The organism is Silvibacterium acidisoli, from assembly GCA_022870745.1.
GTDB lineage: Bacteria > Acidobacteriota > Terriglobia > Terriglobales > Acidobacteriaceae > Silvibacterium.
In genome coordinates this window covers 519,847-540,921 of the sequence record CP085323.1, presented here as the reverse complement: position 1 = coordinate 540,921, position 21,075 = coordinate 519,847, and the positions used below count along the sequence as shown (strand labels likewise).

Here is a 21,075-nt window from a genome sequence, read left to right as displayed (position 1 = left end):
ACATCGTCTCAAGTCGCATCACGAAAGGGTCGATAAGGAAAACATGGGTACGGTAGGCATTTCATTCGGATCACCGACGAGCGGCCAGGGCTTTGATGTGAGCAGCACCGTCAGCCAGATTGTGGCGAACCTGCAGGCGATTGAAACTCCCTGGCAGAACCAGCTGACCTCGCTGCAATCGCAGGATACGGCGCTCACTTCGATCGGCAGCGATCTCAGTACGCTAACGACCGCTCTCCAGAACCTGACCGACGCGGACGGGATCTTTACGGCTAAAGAAGGCTCGAGTTCGGACAATTCTGTTGTCGAAATTACCGGCGCCACCACGGGCGCGGCGACTGGAAGTCACACGGTCACGGTCCAAAGCCTTGCCTCGACCTCTTCCTACCACAGCGATGCGATGGCCAGCGGTGACTTGTTGACGGGAAGCCTGTCGATCAGCATCGATGGAGGCACTGCGCAGACCATCCAGCTTGGAGCGAATGGCCAGACGCTTTCCGGTGTAGCGAACGCGATCAACAGCGGGGACTACGGAGTGACGGCCAGCGTGGTGAATACCTCTTCCGGTTCCGTCCTGACGCTGGTCAGCAGCACGAGCGGGTCGGCTGGTGAGATCTCTCTGGCCGGCAGCAGCATCACCGATACCACCAGCGGCAGCCAGATCAACTTCACGGAATCGCAGACGGGAAAGGATGCTCAGCTTACCGTCGATGGACTCGCCATCACCAGTGGATCGAACACTGTCACGAACGCGATCAGTGGCGTGACCCTGCAACTGCTCAGTACCTCGCCGACCAGTACCGATGAGTCGGGGGCAGTCACCGCGACACCGGTGCAGATCGAGATCACCAACGACGATACCGATGTGGGATCTGCGATAGAAGCTTTCGTGAGCGCATACAACGTGGTCGTGAGCGATGTGAATGCGCAGGAAGGAAACGATGCTTCGGGAAATCCTGAGCCTCTCGATGGCAACCCGACACTGGCATCTATCCAGGAGCAGCTTGAGGGGGCTCTCAGCTTCATCCAGTCCAGCGGCACCTTCACTTCGCTCAGCCAGCTCGGGATTTCAGCGACCATCGACGGCACGCTCAGCCTTGATACGGATACGCTGAGCAGCGCGCTCAATGATAACTACCAGGATGTGGTGAATCTCTTTCAGCCGGGCAGTGGTTTTACATCCTTTGGAGACAACCTGACCGCGGCGTTGAACGACCTTGGCGACACTGCTCCCAGCGGAGAAATTTATCTGGCTCTCCAGCAGAACTCCAGCGTGGAGTCGCAGCTCAATACCAATATCAGTAACGAAAACACCCAGATCAGCACGGAGCAGGCGCAGTTGACAACGGAGCTGAATGAAGCGAATCAGACCTTGGAAGCGATCCCTCAGGAGCTCCAATCCGTCGACGAGCTTTACAGTGCCATCACCGGCTACAACGAAAACTCACAGGGATAAACCGAGGGTCCATGAATTACCAGCAGCAGGCAATCGCCGGAATGAACCCGGTAGAGCTGATCGTCGCCCTTTACGATGGCATGGTTCGTTTTCTCTACCGTGCCATCGATGCGATCGAGGCCAACGATGTTCACGAGCGCAGGGTTGCTCTGAAGCGCACCCTGGATATTCTGATGCATCTCCAGTCGCGGCTGAGGATGGACATCGGAGGTTCGTCAGCCAAGGCGCTTTCGGAGTTCTACGCGGCTATTTTCGCGCTATGCATTGAAGGCTCGCGTCTCTCCTCCGCGGCGCGTCTGAAGGAGGCGATCGCCTGCATCCGCGATGTGCGGGAGGCATGGAGCATCGCTTCGAAGGACCCCGCGGTGCTTCGGCTCCTGGTCGAGGAGCAGGCAAAGCAGTCGATGTCGCTGCGTCCCTCGATGACGGTCCCGGTTATGCAGGAACCGGTGTCCTCGAGCTGGACGGCCTAACGAAAATCCCACGTCTCCGAGTCGAGACGTGGGGCACCCGATCCGGACGGCTTGAGGGGGACGCCCACCCATGACGATAAAGCTGTCAGGGATGGGGCACCCGCGGTCGTGATTCGGGAAGAAAAGCAGGTTCCTCGTCGCTTTGCTTCTCGGAATGACAATGCTTCTTGTGGTTGTAATTACTGAGACCTGTGCTCTGAGCCCTGCTTACCTTGCTCCGGCCAGTTCTTCCTCGAGCTGCTGTTTCTCATGGAGGCTGGCGTAATAACCGGCCTTTTCCAGAAGCTCATCGTGCGTTCCCAGCTCGGCGATCTTTCCATCGACCAGCACGGCGATGCGATCGGCGTTGCGCACGGTCGAGACGCGATGGGAGATGAGGATGGTCGTGCGGCCCTGCATGCGGTTGCGCAGCTCTTCGAGGATTCGCTCTTCGGTGTAGGTGTCTACGCTGGCGAGGGAATCGTCGAGGATGAGGATCTTCGGTTCGCGCACCAGGGCGCGGGCCAGTGCGGTGCGCTGCTTCTGACCGCCTGATAGCGTCAGGCCGCGCTCTCCCACGACGGTTTCAAAGCCGTGAGGGAAGGCCTCGAATTCGTTGCGGATGTAAGCCGACTGCGCCGCTCCGAGCATCTGCTCGTGGCTCGCGTCGGGTGCGCCGAAGAGAATGTTTTCGCGGATGCTTTCGCTGAAGAGAAAGGTCTCCTGCGGGACGAAGCCGATGCTCTCGCGCAGGGTGTCCAGCGGATACTCGCGCACCGGGCGGCCGTCGATCAGCACTGAGCCCGCGGGTGCGTCATAGACGCGTGGGATAAGGTTCACGAGCGTTGTCTTGCCGGCGCCGGTCGGCCCTACCAGCGCCAGGCTCGATCCGGCTGGAATGGTCAGCGAGATATCGCGTAGTACGGCCGGCGCGGGCGTTCCATCGGGATGATCGTAGTGGAAGGTAAGGTGGCGGAACTCGATCTCGCCCCTGATGTCGTCTCCGATGAGCGACGCTGCAGCATCGCGGTCATCAATGGTCGGCTCTTCGGCCAGCAGTTCGTGGATGCGCACGACCGAAGCAGTTCCACGCTCGAAGAGGTTGACGACCCAGCCCAGCGCGATGATCGGCCAGGTAAGCATGACCAGGTAGGTGCTGAAGGCGGTGAAATTTCCGACGGTGATTTTGTGCGCGATGACGAGGCGTCCGCCGAGCAGCAGGACGATCACCATGGCCAAGCCGAGGATAAACTCAAGCGTCGGCCAGAGCATGCCCATCAGCTGCACGAGCAGCAGGCCGCGGCGGATGTATTCCTTGTTGGCCGTCTCGAAGGCGTTGACCTGGGCCTGCTCCTGCGCAAAGGCGCGGATGAGGCGGGCGGCGGAGAAGTTCTCCTGCGCGAAGGCTGAAATGTCAGAAAACATGGCCTGGATGCGTTCGAAGCGCTCGTGAATCTTGCGGCCTAGCACCTGGACGAAGATGCTGGCGAGCGGCAGCGGCACCAGCGCGGCCAGCGTGAGCAGCGGACTGATGCGCAACAGGAAGTAGAGTGCGAAGACCGAGAAGAGCAGCGTGTTGAGGCTATACATGATGCCCGGACCGAGCAGCATGCGCACGGCATTGAGGTCATTCGTCATGCGCGCCATGATGTCGCCGGTGCGGCGCTGCTGGTAGTACTCCGCGGGCTGTTTTTCGAGCTGCAGGAAGAGATCGTTGCGCATATCGAACTCGATATCGCGCGAGATGCCGATGAGGATCCAGCGGGTGAGGAAGAGAAAGACACCCTTGGCGAGGGAAATGCCGATCAGCAGTCCTGCGTAGAGGAAGATCTTTCGGTTGGTGACGCCGTGGTTGAGATCGTCGACCGCGAGTCCGATGACGTGCGGAAAGAAGACCCACACGGCGGAGCTGAGGATCGCTGCGATTCCTCCCCAGACGTAGGTGCGCGTGTAGCGGCGCATGTAAGGGAAGAGCGGTTTCAGTTTCTCGAACATCGTCCCTTTCAGTTTAACCTTTCGGGCTGAGTGCCCGGTCTATGTTGACGAACGGAGAAGCAGGTAGCCGCCGGCCAGCGCGAAGATGACATCGGGTGACCATGCGGCCAGGAATGCAGGCAACATATTGACGTTGCCCATGGCCTCGAACATGCCTGAAATCACGAAGTAAGCGATGGCTACGCCGATGGCGATGGAGACGCCGGCGAGCGATCCCCGCTTGCCGGCGGTAAGGGCAAAGGGCACCGCGAGGATCGCCATCACCAGAGTGATCAGCGGATAGGCGAGCTTGCGGTTCAGCTGCACACGCAGGCGCATGGTATCGAATCCGCTCTGGCGCAGGTCGTGGATGTAGTGCGAGAGCTCGTGGAAGCTCATCTCCGAGTAGAGACGTTCATCCTTCTTGAAGTACTGCGGCTGCTCCTGGATCTCCGGGAAGGTGGAGACGTCGAAGGGTTTGTAATCGCTGATCTCAGCACCGTCAAAGGAGCGCTGCCAGCCGTGCTCGAAGACCCACTTGTTCAACTCCGGTTCCCAGTGAACGCTCGAGGCGAAGATGCGCTTGGAGATCGAAAAATTGTCCGGGTTGAACTCGTAGATGGTGATGTTGCCGAAGGTGTCGCGGTCGGCGTCGAAGTACTGGTAGTAGAAGATATGCGGCGGCTTGCCGGGGGCATCGAGGCCGAAGATCCAGCGCTGGCCGGGATGTTGAACGGTCTGCGCCGGGCGTCCCTTGATGACGTTGCGCAGTGCTTCCTGCCGGCGATTGGCCTGGGGCAGGTAAAGCTCATCGAAGGTAAACAGCGAAGCGGACAGGATCATGGCGATGAACATGACCGGCAGCACGATGCGGTAGAGGCTGATACCGCTGGCCTTCATCGCGGTCAGCTCGCTCGAGCGGTTGAGCACGCCGAAGACGACCAGCACGGCGATGAGCACGCTGAGCGGCGTGATGGTGTAGATCATGCTGGGGGCCAGGTTCGCGAGATAGGCGCCGACCGTCACTAAAGGCGTGCGGTTGCGGATGATGTCGCCCAGCAGCTCAAAGAAGGTGAAGAAAAGCATCAGCATCACGAAGGTGACGAGCACCATCGTGAAGGTGGAGAGAAATTCCTTGAGAACGTACTCGTCGAGGATGAGCGGAAAACGTCCACGCGTGTGACGAGCGCGGGGGTGGCGTTCTTCGTGGTGCTGGCCGGAGGGTTCTTCCTGTTTTTTGGCTGTCTTGAAGAGGTTGCCGATGGAAGTGATAGCCGCCAGCGCCGCGCCACCCTGTGACATCTGCCGTAGCAGGACGAAGCCGCATCCGGAAAAAAGTATGTTGGCCATCCAGACACCCAAACCTGCGGGCAGCTTGTGCTGGCGTGCGAGGGCGGTGCCGGTAGATGACAGGAGGTAGTACGTAAAGACGAGAAGAATCGAGATGACGAAGCCCGCGCTCTTGCCCCCTCGTTTAGAGGTAATGCCAAGCGGCACGCCCACCAGCATCAGCACGAGGCAGGCAGCAGGATAGGCGAAGCGCTTGTGCAGCTCGATCAGGTAGAGCTGGCCGTCTTTCGTCTTCGTTTTCGCTACCAGATCATGGGTTGCTGTTGCCAGAATCGGGGCATCGCTGTGGCCGATGTGCACGTCTTCGGGCGAGGAGAGCGCCAGCGGCAAATCCGTAGTGGCGAAGGTTGAGACTGTGTAGTGGTCCGGATCGCTTGCGCCGTATTCATGCTCCGCGCCATCGTGCATGCGCATGATGGCGGTCTGGTCTTTCTCGCTGACAACCGTGGCTGTGGAGCCGGTGGTGATCTTGGGCGCATTCGGGTCAGAGAGATCGGCCAGGAAGATGTGCTGCCAGCTGGCTGCGCCCGAGCGCGAGACGACGTTCTGCACATAGAGAACGTAGTTCTTGAAGTCTTCGTAGAAGACGCGCGGCTGTACCTCGTAGGAGGCCTGTCCGTTGACCAGTGCCGACTGTAGATTGAGCGCCTTTGCGTAGGCTGCCGGGGAAATATAGAGCGTATTGAAGAGGCTGAAACCCCAGGCACTGACCGAGACGATGGCGACTACGCCGACGAATCTCCAGACGCCGATGCCGGAAGCGCGCATGGCGGTGATTTCGCTATCGGCGGCGAGGCGGCTCAGGCCGAGCAGGATTCCGACCAGAACGGCCATCGGAATCGTGACCGTGAACATGTTGGGCAGGGTCAGCAGGAAGATCTCTGCGACAGTACCTGCGGAGGAGCTGTTGCGGACCATCATCTCCAGCAACTGCGGGAGCTGCGGCATGAAGAGCACAAACGTAAACAGCGCGCCGCCAAGGAAGGCGTGCGAGAGGACTTCTTTGAGTATGTACCGGGTAAGAATGCGCACGTATCGTTCCCGCTCCTAGTTTATCGCGGGGTGTAGCGCTTGAGGCGCAGGCTGTTGGCAAGTACGCTTACGGAGCTGAGAGCCATGGCCGCTGCCGCAATCGCCGGGCTCAGCAGCCAGCCGGTGAGCGGGTACAACGCGCCGGCAGCCAGCGGAATGCCGAGCAGGTTGTAGCCAACGGCCCAGCCCAGATTCTGACGCATCACGCGCAACGTGTGCCGGGCGAGCAGGATCGCGGTGACCATCTGCTCGGGCTCGCCGCGCAGCAGGATGGCGTCGCCGGCCTCGCGGGCCAGATCGGTGCCGGTGCCCATGGCCAGTCCGGCGTCGGCCTGGGCGAGCGCGGCGGCGTCATTGATCCCGTCTCCGGCCATGGCGACCTTTCGGCCTTCGGCCTGCATTTTGCGGATGACTGAGAGCTTTTCTTCAGGCAGGAGACCGGCGTGTATGTTTGTGATTCCGGCAGCTTGCGCAGCGGATTGCGCGGCGGCGAGAGTGTCACCGGTGAGCATGGCGACTTCGAGGCCCAGAGCTTTGAGGCGGGCGATGGCAGCAGCTGCTCCGGGGCGAAGCTGGTCTTCAGCAGCGAGCCAGCCCGCGTAGCGTTTGTCGATGGCGATGTGCAGCAGGGTTGCAGCTGACTGCGCGGTGGCTGGCGGAGTGATGCCGAGATCCTGTATCAGGGCAGCATTGCCGGCCGCGATCTGCTGATTGCCGACGCGGCCAGTGATGCCTTTACCGGGTATGGCGCGAATCTCTTCCGCGGCGGGAATTTCAAGATCGCGAGCGGCATGGAGAACGGCATGGGCCAGCGGGTGCTCGGAGCGCTGCTCGACGGCGGCAGCCAGGGTGAGCAGTTCAGCTTCGCTGACGCTCTCGGCGTGCAGGCCGGTGATGGCAGGCTTTCCTTCGGTGAGTGTTCCGGTCTTGTCGAGGACGATGCTGTCGACGCGGGCGAGCCGCTCGACGCTCTCTCCGCCCTTGAAGAGGATGCCGAGCTGGGCGGCGCGGCCGATGGCGACGGTAAGCGCAGCCGGAACAGCCAGGCCCATGGCACAGGGACAGGCGATGACCAGCACGGCGACCGCAACGGCGAAGGCCTGGCTGGGGTTGTGCGCGGCGATGGCCCAGATGGCGAAGGTTATGGCGGCGAGTGCCAGCACGACGGGGACGAAGATGGCGCTCACCCTGTCGGCAAGCTGCTGGATCGGCGCCTTCGAGCCCTGCGCCTCTTCCATCAGGCGGAGCATCTGGCCGAGCACGCTTTGTTGACCGATGGAGGTCGCTTGATACTCGATCGCGCCTTCGTAATTCAAAGACCCGCCAATGATGCGGTCGTTGACCGAGCGGGGAACCGGAACAGATTCGCCAGTGATCATGGACTCATCGACGCTGGTGGTGCCGGAAAGCACGATGCCGTCGACCGGGATGCGCTCACCGGGGCGCACGACAATGGTTTCGCCGGGAAGCAGCGTAGCCGTGGGAACTTCCGCCTCTAGCCCGTCGCGCAGAACTCGTGCCGTCTGCGGCTGGAGCTTCGCAAATTCGTGCAGGGCATCGAGGGTGCGGCGCTTGGCGCGGGCATCGAGCCAGTTGCCCATCAGGAGAAAGCCTAGAATCAGCAGGACGGAGTCGTAGTAAACGTCCGGCGAGAGGCCATGCTGGGTAAAGAAACCGGGAAGGAACGTGGCCGCGACCGAGTAAACGAACGCTGCGCCGGTACCGAGTGCCACCAGCGTATTCATGTTGGTGGCGCGGTGAATGGTAGCCTGCCACGCGCGCTGGTAGATGGCGCGTCCGGCCCAGATCATGCCGGCAAGGGTGATGGCGAGCATCAGCAGCCGCTGCTGAATCTCCGGCAGGTTGCCGACAGGAATCATGTGCATGGAAAGCAGCATGACCAGTGCACCGCCGGCGATGGCCGCAAAGGCACGCAGGCGCAGGTCGCGTTCGGGATTCTCTTGCGGAGTTGCGGCAGCCGCTTCAGGCGTCGGCAGGGAGGCGTCGTATCCGGCCTCGCGCACCGCTTCGACGAGCGATTCGAGGCTGGCCACTGTTGGCTGGTAGAGCACGCGGGCCTTGTGGCTCATCAGGTTGACGGTGGCGTTGGTCACGCCCGCGGTTTCCTTCAGGGCCCGCTCTACGTGAACCTGGCACGCGGCGCAGGACATCCCCTCGACGTCGAGAGTGATGTACTGCGGGCCGAGTTCTTTCACTGATTCTCCGCGCGAGCAGCGTATCCGGCCTTGGCCAGTGCTGCGACGAGCGGCTCGGATGCTTCGGCCTGGACGCGGGCTGCGCCGAGGCGGACTTCTTCAACAGTGGTTCCGGGGACGCGGTCGAGCGTCTGGGTGACGCGCCGCACACAGGCTCCGCAATGCATTCCGTCTATGGAAAGGGTGATTTCACTCATGATTCTGGCCGATTGCTCCCTAATAAACAGATGCTTTATTGAGCAAAAGGACGCACCGGCGCGGTTTGCTGGTGCGGAACCTGGAAGCGATAGCCAACACCGCGCACGGTTTCGAGGTAGCGCGGTTCCGAGGGCTCGTCTTCCATGTAGCGGCGCAGGCGCACGATGAAGTTGTCGATGGCTCGGGTGTCGGTGTCTTCGTGGACGTGCCACACCTGGTCTAGCAGCTCCTTACGGGAGATGATGCGCCCCTGGTTGCGCACCAGGTAACGAAGCAGGTCCACTTCCATGAGGGTAAGGCGGATGACGCGGCCGGAGACCTGCAGCTCCAGGGCCTCGAAGTCGATGCGGCGTCCGTCGAATTCGAAGACTGAAGCATCTTCCGGCGCAGGCGGCTCGGCCGGCTTCTGCCACTTCATGCGGCGAAGCAGGCCGTTGAGACGGGCCAGCAGGATGGACAAATCAAAGGGCTTGGCCAGGTAGTCGTCTGCGCCCGAGGCAAAGCCTTCGAGCACATCTTCCGGGCGTCCGCGGGCGGTGAGGATGAGCACGGGAACGAAGTTTTGCGCGGCGCGCAGGGCCGCAGTCACCTCGAAGCCGGATTTACCGGGCAGCATCACGTCCAGCAGCACGGCGTCGAAGTTTTGCGCGGCGAGCCGGGCCAGCGCCGATTCGCCGTCGCTCGCGATCGATGCTTCATAACCTTCGGCCTGGAGGTTGAAAAGCAGTCCCTGGGCGAGGTGCGATTCGTCTTCGACGATGAGGATGCGGGCAGCGGAACTCAATGGGCCTCCAGTTTCTGGACTTCGACAGTGTGCAGCATGCGAGGCAGTTGCACGCTGATGGTGGCGCCGCGGCCTTCCCCGGGGCTTTCTGCGAAAGCATCTCCGCCATGCTGACGGGCGATGGTGCGGACGATGAAGAGCCCGAGTCCGGTGCCTTTCGTCGTGAGCACGTTACGCGCGGGCACGCGGTAGAAGCGCTTGAAGATGCGCTTGAGCTGAGCCGGAGGAATGCCTATGCCGTTGTCGGTCACAGCCAGCACGATCCACGCATCGTTGCGGGTGCCGAGGCGCACCTGCACGTTCACACCATCCGGCGAGTACTTTACCGAGTTGCCGAGCAGGTTCAGGACGATGCTCTTGAGCTCCTCGACATTTCCATCGACGATCAGCGGCAGGGCCACGGGCTCTTCTTCTACGAGGGTGATGGCATCCGGCTCCAGGTGATGCCGGGCTCGAGTACGCTCAATGCCCTCACGGACGAGCACGCGCATGTCCACGGGCTGGCGCATCTGGTCCTGGGTGCGCTGGCCGAGTTCTCCGGCCTTAAGCACCTGTTCGACGGTGGCCAGCAGCCACTCGCTGTCCTGAAACATGATGTCGTAGAACTCGCGCCGTTTTTCTTCGGAGAGTTCGCGTCTTTGCAGGGTTTCGAGATAAAGGCGAATCGAGGCAATCGGGGTCTTCAGCTCGTGCGTGACGGCGTTGAGGAAGGCATCGTGGCGCTCGTTGCGGCGAACTTCGCGCACCAGGAAGATGGTGTTCAGCGTAACGCCCGCGATGAGCAGGATGAAGAAGGGAATCCCGATGAGCAGCGGTACGAGGCTGCGCCAGTTGAGGATGATCCAGGTGACGTTGAGCGCGATCGCGACCCCGACCATGATCGAGCCGAGCACGATGAACAGCACTACGTTGCGTCTTCTACCTGAGATTCTCATGCTTCCAATGGCCGCAATGAAAATGCCCGCCCCGTAAAGTTTAACGGGGGCGGGCATCTTTCCGCTGAGTTGGGGGAACGGCGGAGCTTAGGCGACGCCAGCGGGCTTCGGATTGGCCGGGTCGTATTGCGCGAGCTTTACATCCTTGGCAAGGCCGAGGTTCTTGAGGAGCCAGATGCCGTAGTAGTTCGGATCGATCTCGTACCACTTGAGGCCGTGGCGCGCCGAAACCGGGTGAGCGTGGTGGTTGTTGTGCCAGCCTTCGCCACCGGTAAGCAGCGCAACCCACCAGCTGTTGCGGGAGTGGTCGCGGGTCTCGAAGCGGCGCGATCCCCACATGTGCGTGGCCGAGTTCACCAGCCAGGTGGCATGCAGCCCGAGGGTTACGCGGAGGAAGATGCCCCACATCACGCAGGACCATCCACCGATGGCAAGCAGGCCGAAGCCGACGACGACCATCGGAACCCAGTGCCACTTGCTAAGCCAGACGTGAAACTTGTCGCGGGAGAGATCCGGAGCGTAGCGCGAGAGAATTGCCGTCTCGGCGTGCATGGAAACACCCTGGACGATCCAACCCATGTGCGCCCACCATGCACCCTCGGTCGGAGTGTGCGGATCGCCTTCGTGGTCAGAGAGCTGGTGATGTACGCGGTGTGTGGCTACCCAGAAGATCGGTCCGCCCTCGAGCGACAGGGTCGCGCCAATGGTCATGAAGTACTCCAGCCACTTGGGAACCTTATAGCCGCGATGGGTAAGCAGGCGGTGGTAGCACATGCCGATGCCGATGTTCGAGGCATAGACCCAGAGGATCACCGAGCAGATGAGCGCCTTCCAGCTGAACATGAAAAGGGCGGCAATCGCTCCGATGTGGAAGATCACCATGACGACGGTGGTAAGCACGCTGATTTTGCCGGACTGTGCCGCGCGGCCAAGAGCGGGAAGCTTGGTCTCGGGATGAATCTTGCGAGATGCCTTCGGGGCCGGAACGCTGGTAAGTGTGGATTCGTCGATTAACTCTGTAGGCATCTGCGGGGACTACTCCGTCGTGGGGTGGTGTTTCCATGAACGTAACAGCATCACCGGCCGCGCGGGTGTAAGACTTTTGTAATGGTCTTGGAATGAAGGATTTACCAGGAAACTGTTTGATGGGGTGGCGAAAGCAGGGGATTTTTTAATGCTTCCGCCGCCATGAATGGTTTCAGAATTCGAGCAGGGCGACCGTGCCGCTGGCCAGGTCGTAATATCCGGCAACGACCTTCAGCTTGCCCTTCTTGATCAGGCCGGAGATCACCGTCGAAGATTTGCTGAGCAGCGCGGCCTGCATGACTGCATTGGCCTTGATGGCGGCTTCGAGGTCGTTCGGGTGCTTGTCGACAGCGGGCTGAATGTGGCGGAAGAGAGAGCTGATCTGTCCGGGAACATCCTGCGCCTGCATGGTCGCTGTAACCGCGCCGCAGCCGCCGTGGCCCATGACGAGAATCACCTTGGTTCCAAGGACGGCAGCGCCGTATTCAAGGCTGCCGATGATCTCGGGCGTGATCATGTTGCCGGCGACGCGGGTGACGAAGATGTGGCCGATGCTCTGGTCGAAGAGCAGTTCCACCGGCACGCGGGAGTCAGCGCAGGAGAGGACGGCGGCAAAGGGCTCCTGCTTGTCGACGGTGCGGCTTTTAAGCACCTGCAGATCCGCTTCGAGGCTGGTGAGGTCGTTGTTGGCATACCTCTTGTTGCCTTCCAGCAGGGTTGCCAGTGCGTCTTCGGGGGTGGAAACGTTTTCAGCCTTCAGCATGTCTGGGTATCTCCATGAAAGCTCGGCATGGCCGGCAGGAATGAGGATTATGATGCTTCCAAGCGGTAGCCATCATACCGCATGAAAAAAGCAGCCTCGAAAGGCTGCTTTTTGACTTTACTGATATGCAAATACTACTTCTTGGCCGGGGTGCTCTGCGTGGAGCTGCCGGAGAGAACCGAGTGCTGATGGGTTGAAGCCCTCTGCATCAGGATGGTGAGGCCGATAGAAGTGAACATGAAGATAACTGCTGCCCAGGTGGTCATGCGGGTGAGCAGGTTGGCTGCCGAACGGGGACCGAAGGCTGTCTGTGAGCCCTGGCCGCCAAAGGCACCCGCCAGGTCGGCACTCTTACCCTGCTGCAGCAGGATGACGCCGATCAGGAAGAGACAAACGATCACGTGAACAGCAATGAAAAGGTAAATCATCGAAGCGCTTTTCTGAGGGAATCCCTCATTGAAATTGGATGGACGGTTGGTGCGGAAGGGGGGACTTGAACCCCCATGCCTCTCGGCGCCACCCCCTCAAGATGGTGTGTCTGCCATTTCACCACTTCCGCAGTCGGTGAACCTTTGTCCTTCGAAGAGTATAGCAGGAAATTTCCTACCTGCGCGCGGCCGCGGCCGGCCTAGAAATGGGCAGCCAGTTCGGCGAAATTCTCAAGCTGCAAAAGGGTCTGGCCATGGGGCGCGGCGCTGATGGTTTCGTGCTCCAGTACCCAGGTGCTGGGGTGGTGGATGAAGATGGCGTGCAGCCCGGCGGCGAGCGCGGGGTTGATATCGGAGCGTGGGCTGTTGCCGATCATCCACGTTTTCTGTGCATTCAGCTGGTGGCGAGCCTGCAGTTCTCGATAGGCGTCTACGTTCTTTTCCCGCAGGATTTCCACATGCTTGAAGTGCTGCGCGAGGCCGGATTCGGTGAGCTTCAACGCCTGCTCGTCCGGATTGCCCTTCGTGGTGAGGATCAGCTGATGACGTGAGGCGAGATGCGGGAGGGTTTCCGCAACTCCGTCGATAAGCTCAATCTGCTGTTCGGCAATCTGACGGGCGAATCCCACGATGCGTTCGTGCTTGTCCGGAGTGATTGGCTCGATGGAGAGCTGCTCGAAGGTCGTGATCAAGGCCCGGGAGAAGCTAGCGACTCCGTAACCGTGAGCCTGGGTGTTGGCGTGCTCCACTTCGTTCAACCGGATGCGAACTTCTTCCGGGGTATACCTGTGGTGGTTCAGGTAGGAAATGAAATCGGCAATGGCACGCTCGAAATAGATATTGTTTTCCCAGAGCGTGTCGTCGGCATCGATCAACAGCGTTTGTCTTGAATGAGCGGTCGCCATATCCCAAGAAGCCTAGCAAACCCGCCAACACTGGCGAAATAATTGTGGTCATTTTTGGCCTATAAGCAGCGTTTTCGGGTGCGGAGGACGTCTTTTATGAAATATCCGGGTTAAATCCTGTGTGCCATTTTCGTTTTAAAGGAATCGTTACCCTGGCTAAAACGCCAGTAATTGCCGCGAAAGAACAAAACTATTAGAAAACGCAGCACATCCTTTTGGGCTTTATCCGTTTTTATTTGCAGTGCGTTGCTTTGCGGGACCAGGCGGGCGCATGCCAGTGAAGCGGCTCTCCTGCTGGCGGAACCCTTCGGCACTTTTGGCGCCGTCAATCCCACCGGACACGCATCGGTCTATCTAAGCGGCGTTTGCGCCGATACCCCAACCGAGCTGCGCCTCTGCAGGGCTGGTGAATACGGAGTCGTGCTCAGCCGCTATCACCGGATCGCGGGTTACGACTGGCTGGCGATTCCCCTGATTCCTTATCTTTACGCGGTGGAGTCGCCGGAAGAGATTCCTGCGACGGCGGACCTGAAGCTGGAACGCAAGCTGCGTGATGCGTACCGGAGGGAGCACCTGATGGCGCTGGCTCCTGACGACCCCAAAAAGGAGATACCCGGCGGCGAGTGGATTCAGCTCATAGGAGCAAGCTATGACCGGCGTATTTATGGCTTTGCCGAGCAGACGACGACGCTGCAGGATGAAGCGCTGATTGCAGACTTCAATGGCCGTGAAAACAAAAGCCACTTCAACCTGCTCTTTGAGAACTGCGCCAACTTTTCAGAGGACGTGCTGAATTACTACTATCCGCATTCCGTCCACCGGAACTTTATCGCGGACATCGGCCTGGTTACTCCGAAACAGGTCGCCCGTTCGCTGACGAAGTACGGCAAGCGGCATCCGGAGCTGGAATCAAAGGCGTTCGTGATTCCGCAGGTGCCGGGAAGCATTCCGCGCAGCAAGTCTGTAGACGGTGTGGTGGAGTCGGTTGTGAGGTCGAAGAAGTATGTGCTGCCGATCGCCGCGCTGCATCCGGTGGTTGCCGGGGTGCTGGTGGCGACCTATCTGGGCGACGGACGTTTCCATCCCGATCTGCATGCTGCCGTTTTCGATCCGTCCTCTGTTGTTCACTTTGGGGAGGGTGACGAGCAGGCGGCGACGAAGCCTGAAGGACCTGCGCAGTCCGCAACAGGCACGGCGCAGGTGATCCCGGCAGGGGCTGGTTTCAAAGAGCCCTAACGGCGGCCGTCGTCATCGTCGTCCTGCCCGGCGCTGGCGGGGATGTTCGGCAGGTTGGCCGAGATCTTCACCTCTGGCAGTCGCTGAATGGCCGGCTCATCGAAGCGGTACAGCTCGTTCATGAAGAACTTGTAGCTGCCGTGCGACTGACCGCGCCACTGCGGCTTGAATCCGTAGAGAAAGATGTGGCCCTTGCCGTAAGCGAGCTCAACGGCTGCAGCCATGCCCTCGATCTTGTCCGGATGGATGAGCACGCCGCTTTCGAGTGGATTGGTTTTCGGATAGCTGGCGAGAATCTCACCCTCGAAGCCGGGGGCGGGCGCAAAGGCCGGTCCCTTCTCGAACATGACGATGGGATCTTTCTTCAGCCCGTAAAGAGCCGGTCGTGAGGGCAGATCTTTCAGATCGACCTGCAGCAACGCTCCCGAGCAGAAGAACTGGTCGCTCTTGAGACCGGCGAGAATATTCCTTACCGGCAGCCCGAGCAGGTCGATCAGCGCTGAAGAAGTCTGGTTGAAGGCGATGAGATTGCCGCCCTGCTGTACGAAATTGCGCAGCGCGCTGACGCCTTCGGAGTCGATGCCTCCTGCGTATTCGCTGGGGACGATGCCGGGCTTGAAGCCGTCCAGCAGCTGCGACTTTGTCAGATCGGGCAGAATGATGGTGTCGTAGCGCGCCCGCAGATTGCCTGCCTTCATGCCGGCGTTGTAGATGCTTTCGGGTGCGAATCCATACTTCTCCAGGATCCAGCGGGTCCAGCCTTCGTCGATCGAGGGCTGCCATGGCCGGTAGAGTCCGACGCGAGCCTTGTGGATGGGCAGCGATTCGCCGCCACGTACGGAAGTCGCTACGAGGCCGTATTTTTCGACGATTGGGAGCAGGCTGGCGTGGCCGATGCCGGAGACGAGGAAGGCGCCAAGCTCCGGTCCTTCGGAAGTGTCTACTGCTTCGCGTGAGAACCCGACGTTTCCGCCTGCTGCGAGGATGTCATTGACTGCCTCGAAGCTGGCGTTGGGCTTGTGGCTAAGGGCATAGACCGGGCCGGCGCCCTCGACCGCGGACTTCGGCGTTTCGATCCTGTTCACCCGCTCAAGGTTGGCGCGCTGGGCGTCTTCTACGGGATCGGTAACAGCATCGACCTTCACGCCCATCTGCATAGGCAGCGTCCAGCCTGTGACGTCGTAGGGAAGATCGACCGGCTTGGCATTGCCGTCGAGAATGGCCTGCGGATAGTGCTGCGCTTCGAAGAGCTCGCGGACAAGGCCCGAGAATGGTTGATCCATCAGGATGACCCATGAGCCAGCCGGATACTTCACACCGTTTGCTTCGAACTCCTTCGCGGCGCGGTGCACCTCGATGCCGTTGTCGAGCATCTTCTGCGCCAGCAGCGCAGCCTCGGGCGTGTCTGCCTGCGGATTGGGCAGCACATAGGCATACGGTGCGTTGCTGCTGTAGTGCTGGATATTGTCATGTGCTGCCTGCCAGCGGTTGTAGAGCAGCTGTTCGTGATACTTCGAGGCGGTATCGAGGACGGACATCGATCCGGCAATCATGTAGCGCACAGCATCGCCGAGACGCCACCATCCGCCCTGCCAGGGGTCGGTGTAGAGCGTGAGCGCTTTCAGGTCCTGGTACTCTGCCGGAAATTCGTCGACGGTGTAGAAGCGTGGAGTCGCGTAGCGATAGAGCGCAGTCTCGGTGAAGAACGAGATCTCGTTGCGGAAGACGTGCGTGAAATCGAGGAATCCCGGATACCAGTTATCGAAGCGCGTCTGCGAGATCGCGCCGGGCATGTGCTGCTCCTGCAGAGCGGCGGACATATTCACGCCGATCACGTTCAGCCAGCTGCGCATGTAAGGGCTGATGTTCGAGGAGATGGGGTCGGCGAAGGGCGGAATCCAGATGCGGGCAGGGAAGGGCGCGGTCTGGTGCTGGCAGTAGAAGATGGCAGGGCTGTACTCCATCTCAACGCGGGTGACCACCTGCGACTCGAGCATGTTCTGCATGTAGCCGTCGCGGTTGTTGTCGTGGCCCACGTACTCCTGAAAGAGCTCAGGCATGGGGCTGACTTCGTACTGCGTGCCGAGGTTCTTGCGGTACCAGTGCGCGACCATGTTCTGGCCATCGGGATTGATGGTTGGCCAAAGCACAAGGATCACGTTGTTCAGGATGGAATCGATTTCAGGGTCGTTCTGGGCAGAAACCAGTTTGTAGGCAAGCTGGATGGAGTGCTGTCCGCCGGCGACTTCATTCGAGTGCAGTCCGCCGTCGATGTGCACGATGATCTTGCTGTTGCGGGCCAGCTCATGAGCCTGCGTATCGGTCAGTCCTCGGGAGTCGGCCAGCTTGCGCGAGTTGGCCTTGTATTCGTCCAAGCGGGCGAGATTTTCAGGCGAAGAGATGACGGCGATCTCAAACTCCTCACCGCGCGTGGTCTTGCCAACCTTGAACATCTTGATGCGATTGGAGCTGGCCGCGAGGGCATGGAAGTAGCGGATGGCATCGTCGTAGTCGGCCAGGTAGTAGTCATCCCCGGGATTGTGGCCAAGCACGGAGACGGGTGTGGGAATCTGTGCAGTGGCGGTGACGAATCCGGCGGCGGAAAGAGACAAGAAGAGCAGAGCTTTGCGGATACGGCGAAGATCCATGTTTCCTCGGAAGGCAGAATTGCTCGGGTAATGGATTATCGTCGCATCAAGTTCCGCGAATTCGCAATGCGGAATGAAGCGCGCAACCGGTCAGGCCTGTTTTGCCTGCTTTGCCACCGAGGCGCAGGGCAGAATCACAGAGATACAGGTGCCGGAGCGGCCTGGACGGACGCTGCTGCGGACCTGGATACGCCCTCCATGTTCATTGATAATCGTCGAGCTGAGCCATAGGCCGACTCCTGAGCCCTTGAGATCCTTTGTCGTAAAGAAGGCGTCGAAGATGCGCGGCAGGTCCTGGGGGCGGATACCGCTGCCTACATCGCAGATGGTGACACGGCAAGCCTCTTTGCCGCCGTCACGGGTGAGGGTCGATTTCGAGATGCGAATGTGGAGAGCGCCGTCGTTCCTCGAGGCCTCAATGGAATTGCGAATGATGTTCGTGAAGACCTGCCGAAGCTGCGCCGGGAATCCCTCGATATGGAGGGTTTCGTCCCATTTCTTTTCGAGGCGTAGCGCCTTGTCGACGATGGAGCGGTTGTTGAGCGCGAGCACGTCCTCGATGGTCTCGGACAGGCTGACCGGAACCGGCATCGAAGACTCGCGGTTGAAGGAGAGAATCTGGCGGGTAATGCGGGAGACGCGAGCCAGCTCCTTCTGGGCGGTTGCGAGGTAGGAAGCGGTTTTTTCCGGATCGTCCGTCTGATGCTGCAGCAGGTAGAGCAGATTGGTAATCGCCTCGAGCGGATTGTTGATCTCGTGGGCAATGGTATGGGCCATGCGGCCGGTTGCCGCCAGCCGTTCGCTCGAGAGCAGCGCTGCCTCTGCTCGCCGCTGGTCGGTGATCTCAGAGAGGATGAAGATGCTGCCGATAGGAGAGCTATCCAGCAGGATGGGGTCGAGGCTGTATCGGAAGTAACGCCCGTCCACACCGGTTTCGCCGGTGAGGGAGTCACCAGCCGGCCACGCCGGTACGCCGAGGCGCTCGCGGATCAGCTGCGAGGAGGGATGTCCCTCAATCTCTCCGTAGGACTGGCCGAGAATCTCCGTCATGGCGCGGTTACAGCGATCGATGATGCCTTTGGGACCTATGAGCGCGATGCCTTCGTTGAGAGCGTCAAAGGTCGCCTGCCACTGGCGCGCCGCGAGACTGGCCTGATTCTCCGCGTCGTGCAGGCGGGAGAGCGATTTGACCGTCGCCACCAGTACGCCGGGGTCGACCGGCTGGGTCATGTAGGCATCCGCGCCGCTTTCGATCGCGTACACCTTGCTCTCGTTGTTCATGAAGGCCGCGGAAAGCTGCAGGACGGGGATGCGGCAGGTATGCGGATTCGCCTTGATGCGCCGGCAGACCTCGTATCCAACGATGTCGGGCAGCCGTACATCGAGGAGGATGACGGCGGGCAGCTTGTTGGCAAGTTCCAGCGCCTCGCGGCCGCTCGAAGCCTCTACCACCTTGTAGCCCGCGCGGAGAAGCGGGTGCGCGATCGTGTATCGACTGGCCGGCCGGTCATCAACTAACAGGATTGTCTGTGGTTCAAACGTCACTGCCGAACCCCGGCGAGGTCGAGGATCTGCCTGAGCTTGGCATCGGTTCCATCCTCGATCGGGCGCTTGGGGTATACCAGGGCTTTCATGCCTTCAATCTGCTTCAATTCTTCCGCCTCAAGCTCCTTGGATGAGTGAATGATCACAGGGATTGCCTGAGTGGCGGGCGTACTTCTGATTTCACGGAGAACTTCCAGGCCGTTCAGGCCGGACATCACGATATCCAGGAAAATGACGTCCGGAAACGTGGTGCGGATAACGCGCAGGGCGTCTCGGCCATTGCGCGCTTCCAGAACGCGAAAACCCATCTTGGAAAGGGCGCCGCCGAGCAGGTAACGCGTTACCTCATCATCGTCGACCAGAAGGATGCGCCTGGAGAGCTGCTTGTTGACCAGCTCATGGATCGTGTTGATCAGGGTAAAGGGCTCGATCGGCTTTGCGAGAAAAGCGGTGGCCCCGGCATGGAGCGCGGCATGGGAGTCGTCCACGACGCTAAGGACAAGGATTGGCCCGGCGAATCCCTTTTCTCGTAACTCGCCGATATAGAAGAGCGAGTCTACGTTATGCAGCAGGCGGTCGAGCACGATGAGAGAGGGTGCTGCGTGTTCGATGGTGGCGCGGGCTTCGCCGATATCGACAGCGAAAACCAGCCGGTAGTTCGAGTCCTTGAGCAGCGACTCATGGATAAAGATGGTTTCGCGATTGTCCTCGATAAAGAGGATGGTGCCGCCGGTTGCCTCGCTGTTTGCTTCGCGAAGCGCGGCCTTGTCCTGCGCGGTGTTGTAGTAGATGGGGAGTTTCACCGTAAAGGTAGAGCCCTTGCCGGGAATGCTCTCTACGTCGAGGGTTCCACCGAGCAGCTCCGCGAGCCGGCGTGAGAGCGGCAGGCCCAGCCCGGTGCCTTTGACCTGGCCCTGGACATCGTTCTCGATCTGGACGAATTCCTCAAAGATGCGCTCGAGGTCTTCGCGGGCGATACCGATACCGGTGTCCTGCACGCGGAAGACGATGTGATTGTTCGGCCCGGCGGCTGCCGTTACCGTGACGCTTCCTTTGAGCGTGAATTTCAGGGCATTTGAGACCAGGTTGCGCAGGATCTGTGACAGCTTGCCCTCGTCGGTAAAGAGCTGAGGAAGGTTGCGTCCGGGCTCGAAGAGAAGATCGACGTTCTTGTCGTTGAGCAGCGGTTTAAGCACACCGCGCAGCGCTCCGAAGAGGTCTTCAACCGCGAACTTGCGCGGTTTCACGTCCGTTTTGCCGGCTTCGACCTTGGTGAGATCGAGCAGGTCGTTGACCAGCTCCGACAGGTCGCCAGCCGAGTGCTGGATGTATGTAACCTGCTTTTCCTGCTCAGACGTGAGAGCGCCATCCGCGCGGCCCAGCAGAAGGCGGCAGAGCGAGGCGATCGAGTTCAGGGGAGTGCGGAATTCGTGCGAAAGGTTCGAAAGAAAGCTGGTCTTGAGGTCGGAGATACGGCGAAGGTCGGTTGCGCGCTGGTCGAGCTCGGCATAGAGAGCGACCACCCCGCGATTGGTGTCTTCGAGCTCGCGATTGAGCTGATCGAGAATCTCCTGTTTTTCGCGCAGTTCGGAGAGCGTTCTTAGCAGGTCCTGGTTCAGGCGTTCCAGCTCGGTCAGCGCATCTTCATCGGAACTTTTCTTCAACCGGGCGATAAGCTGGCGGATGCGGGTGGCGTTGTACCGTGCGGCAGAGGCCGGAAGCGTCTTCCCGGTTTCAACCCGCGTTCCCTGCGGCGAGGTCGAGATCTCAAAGTGGTCCATCAGGCGGCGCGTGCCGCTGATGCCCTTGCCCAGGCCAGTCGTTGAAACATACTGCCCGTTCAAGACGAGATCGAGCTGGGCGATGCCGGGGCCTTCGTCGGTGATCGATATGACAAACAGCTGGCGATCGGAGACGCGCAGGGTGAAGCTGACAGATCCGCCGGTTGCGTAACGGAAGGCATTGCGCGCAATCTCGGAGGTGGCGGTAGCCAGGCGAATCTGTTCCTGGTTGTCAAAGCCCAGCAGTGCAGCGATTTCACGGGCGCGCTGACGTGCTTCCACAACCGATTTTTCAGTGCGGAGACGAAGAGAGAGAATCTGGAATTGCTGCACGTCAGTCATTTCT

General features: G+C 60.2%; 16 protein-coding genes and 1 tRNA gene. 3 read left to right on the top strand and 14 right to left on the bottom strand.

Translation table 11 applies throughout. The annotated features are described in order from the left end of the window. Positions 1-43 precede the first annotated feature (43 nt). On the top strand, positions 44-1,456 hold the full coding sequence (gene fliD / locus LJD29_RS02235) for a flagellar filament capping protein FliD (RefSeq protein ID WP_446744129.1): 1,413 nt from the start codon (positions 44-46) through the stop codon (positions 1,454-1,456). An 11-nt stretch (positions 1,457-1,467) separates the two neighbouring features. Next, entirely contained in the window at positions 1,468-1,929 is a 462-nt protein-coding gene (locus tag LJD29_RS02230) for a flagellar export chaperone FliS (RefSeq protein ID WP_446744128.1), read from the top strand. 207 nt (positions 1,930-2,136) lie between these two features. Here the strand turns inward: LJD29_RS02230 and LJD29_RS02225 are convergent, their stop codons facing one another. The 11 genes from LJD29_RS02225 to LJD29_RS02175 form a co-directional block, all read right to left on the bottom strand. Further along, complete coding sequence (locus tag LJD29_RS02225) at positions 2,137-3,903, bottom strand: ABC transporter ATP-binding protein (protein ID WP_446744127.1); 1,767 nt, start codon at positions 3,901-3,903, stop codon at positions 2,137-2,139. A 39-nt stretch (positions 3,904-3,942) separates the two neighbouring features. Continuing rightward, a complete protein-coding gene (gene lptG / locus LJD29_RS02220) occupies positions 3,943-6,264 on the bottom strand; it encodes an LPS export ABC transporter permease LptG (protein WP_446744126.1) in 2,322 nt (773 codons plus the stop codon). Positions 6,265-6,284: 20 nt separating this feature from the next. Continuing rightward, complete coding sequence (locus tag LJD29_RS02215; protein WP_446744125.1) at positions 6,285-8,480, bottom strand: heavy metal translocating P-type ATPase; 2,196 nt, start codon at positions 8,478-8,480, stop codon at positions 6,285-6,287. After that, on the bottom strand, positions 8,477-8,677 hold the full coding sequence (locus LJD29_RS02210) for a heavy-metal-associated domain-containing protein (RefSeq protein ID WP_446744124.1): 201 nt from the start codon (positions 8,675-8,677) through the stop codon (positions 8,477-8,479). The genes LJD29_RS02215 and LJD29_RS02210 overlap by 4 nt, the downstream gene beginning before the upstream one ends. A 35-nt stretch (positions 8,678-8,712) precedes the next feature. Further along, entirely contained in the window at positions 8,713-9,462 is a 750-nt protein-coding gene (locus LJD29_RS02205) for a response regulator transcription factor (RefSeq protein WP_446744123.1), read from the bottom strand. Further along, entirely contained in the window at positions 9,459-10,397 is a 939-nt protein-coding gene (locus tag LJD29_RS02200) for a sensor histidine kinase (RefSeq protein WP_446744122.1), read from the bottom strand. Before LJD29_RS02200 ends, LJD29_RS02205 begins: the two co-directional genes overlap by 4 nt. 87 nt (positions 10,398-10,484) lie before the next feature. Next, the gene (locus LJD29_RS02195) at positions 10,485-11,423 is read right to left on the bottom strand and encodes an acyl-CoA desaturase (RefSeq protein ID WP_446744121.1); all 939 of its coding nucleotides are present in this window, start codon (positions 11,421-11,423) and stop codon (positions 10,485-10,487) included. A 172-nt stretch (positions 11,424-11,595) separates the two neighbouring features. Next, a complete protein-coding gene (locus tag LJD29_RS02190; protein WP_446744120.1) occupies positions 11,596-12,186 on the bottom strand; it encodes a carbonic anhydrase in 591 nt (196 codons plus the stop codon). Positions 12,187-12,320: 134 nt separating this feature from the next. Then, the gene (gene secG / locus LJD29_RS02185) at positions 12,321-12,614 is read right to left on the bottom strand and encodes a preprotein translocase subunit SecG (RefSeq protein WP_446744119.1); all 294 of its coding nucleotides are present in this window, start codon (positions 12,612-12,614) and stop codon (positions 12,321-12,323) included. 47 nt (positions 12,615-12,661) lie between these two features. After that, positions 12,662-12,745: transfer RNA gene (locus LJD29_RS02180), tRNA-Leu, on the bottom strand. A 69-nt stretch (positions 12,746-12,814) separates the two neighbouring features. After that, a complete protein-coding gene (locus LJD29_RS02175) occupies positions 12,815-13,519 on the bottom strand; it encodes an HAD family hydrolase (protein WP_446744118.1) in 705 nt (234 codons plus the stop codon). 246 nt (positions 13,520-13,765) lie between these two features. Here LJD29_RS02175 and LJD29_RS02170 point away from each other — a divergent pair, with 246 nt between their 5' ends. Continuing rightward, positions 13,766-14,755: a hypothetical protein gene (locus LJD29_RS02170; protein WP_446744117.1), complete on the top strand. Its 990-nt coding sequence runs from the start codon at positions 13,766-13,768 to the stop codon at positions 14,753-14,755. Here the strand turns inward: LJD29_RS02170 and LJD29_RS02165 are convergent. The 3 genes from LJD29_RS02165 to LJD29_RS02155 form a co-directional block, all read right to left on the bottom strand. Next, positions 14,752-17,403: a M14 family metallopeptidase gene (locus tag LJD29_RS02165; RefSeq protein ID WP_446744116.1), complete on the bottom strand. Its 2,652-nt coding sequence runs from the start codon at positions 17,401-17,403 to the stop codon at positions 14,752-14,754. The genes LJD29_RS02170 and LJD29_RS02165 overlap by 4 nt on opposite strands. A gap of 90 nt (positions 17,404-17,493) precedes the next feature. Then, positions 17,494-18,948 carry an ATP-binding response regulator gene (locus tag LJD29_RS02160; RefSeq protein ID WP_446744115.1) on the bottom strand — a complete coding sequence of 485 codons (1,455 nt, stop codon included), beginning with the start codon at positions 18,946-18,948 and terminating at the stop codon, positions 17,494-17,496. Then, a complete protein-coding gene (locus LJD29_RS02155) occupies positions 18,945-21,011 on the bottom strand; it encodes an ATP-binding protein (protein WP_446744114.1) in 2,067 nt (688 codons plus the stop codon). The genes LJD29_RS02160 and LJD29_RS02155 overlap by 4 nt, the downstream gene beginning before the upstream one ends. Between the last annotated feature and the right edge of the window lie 64 nt (positions 21,012-21,075).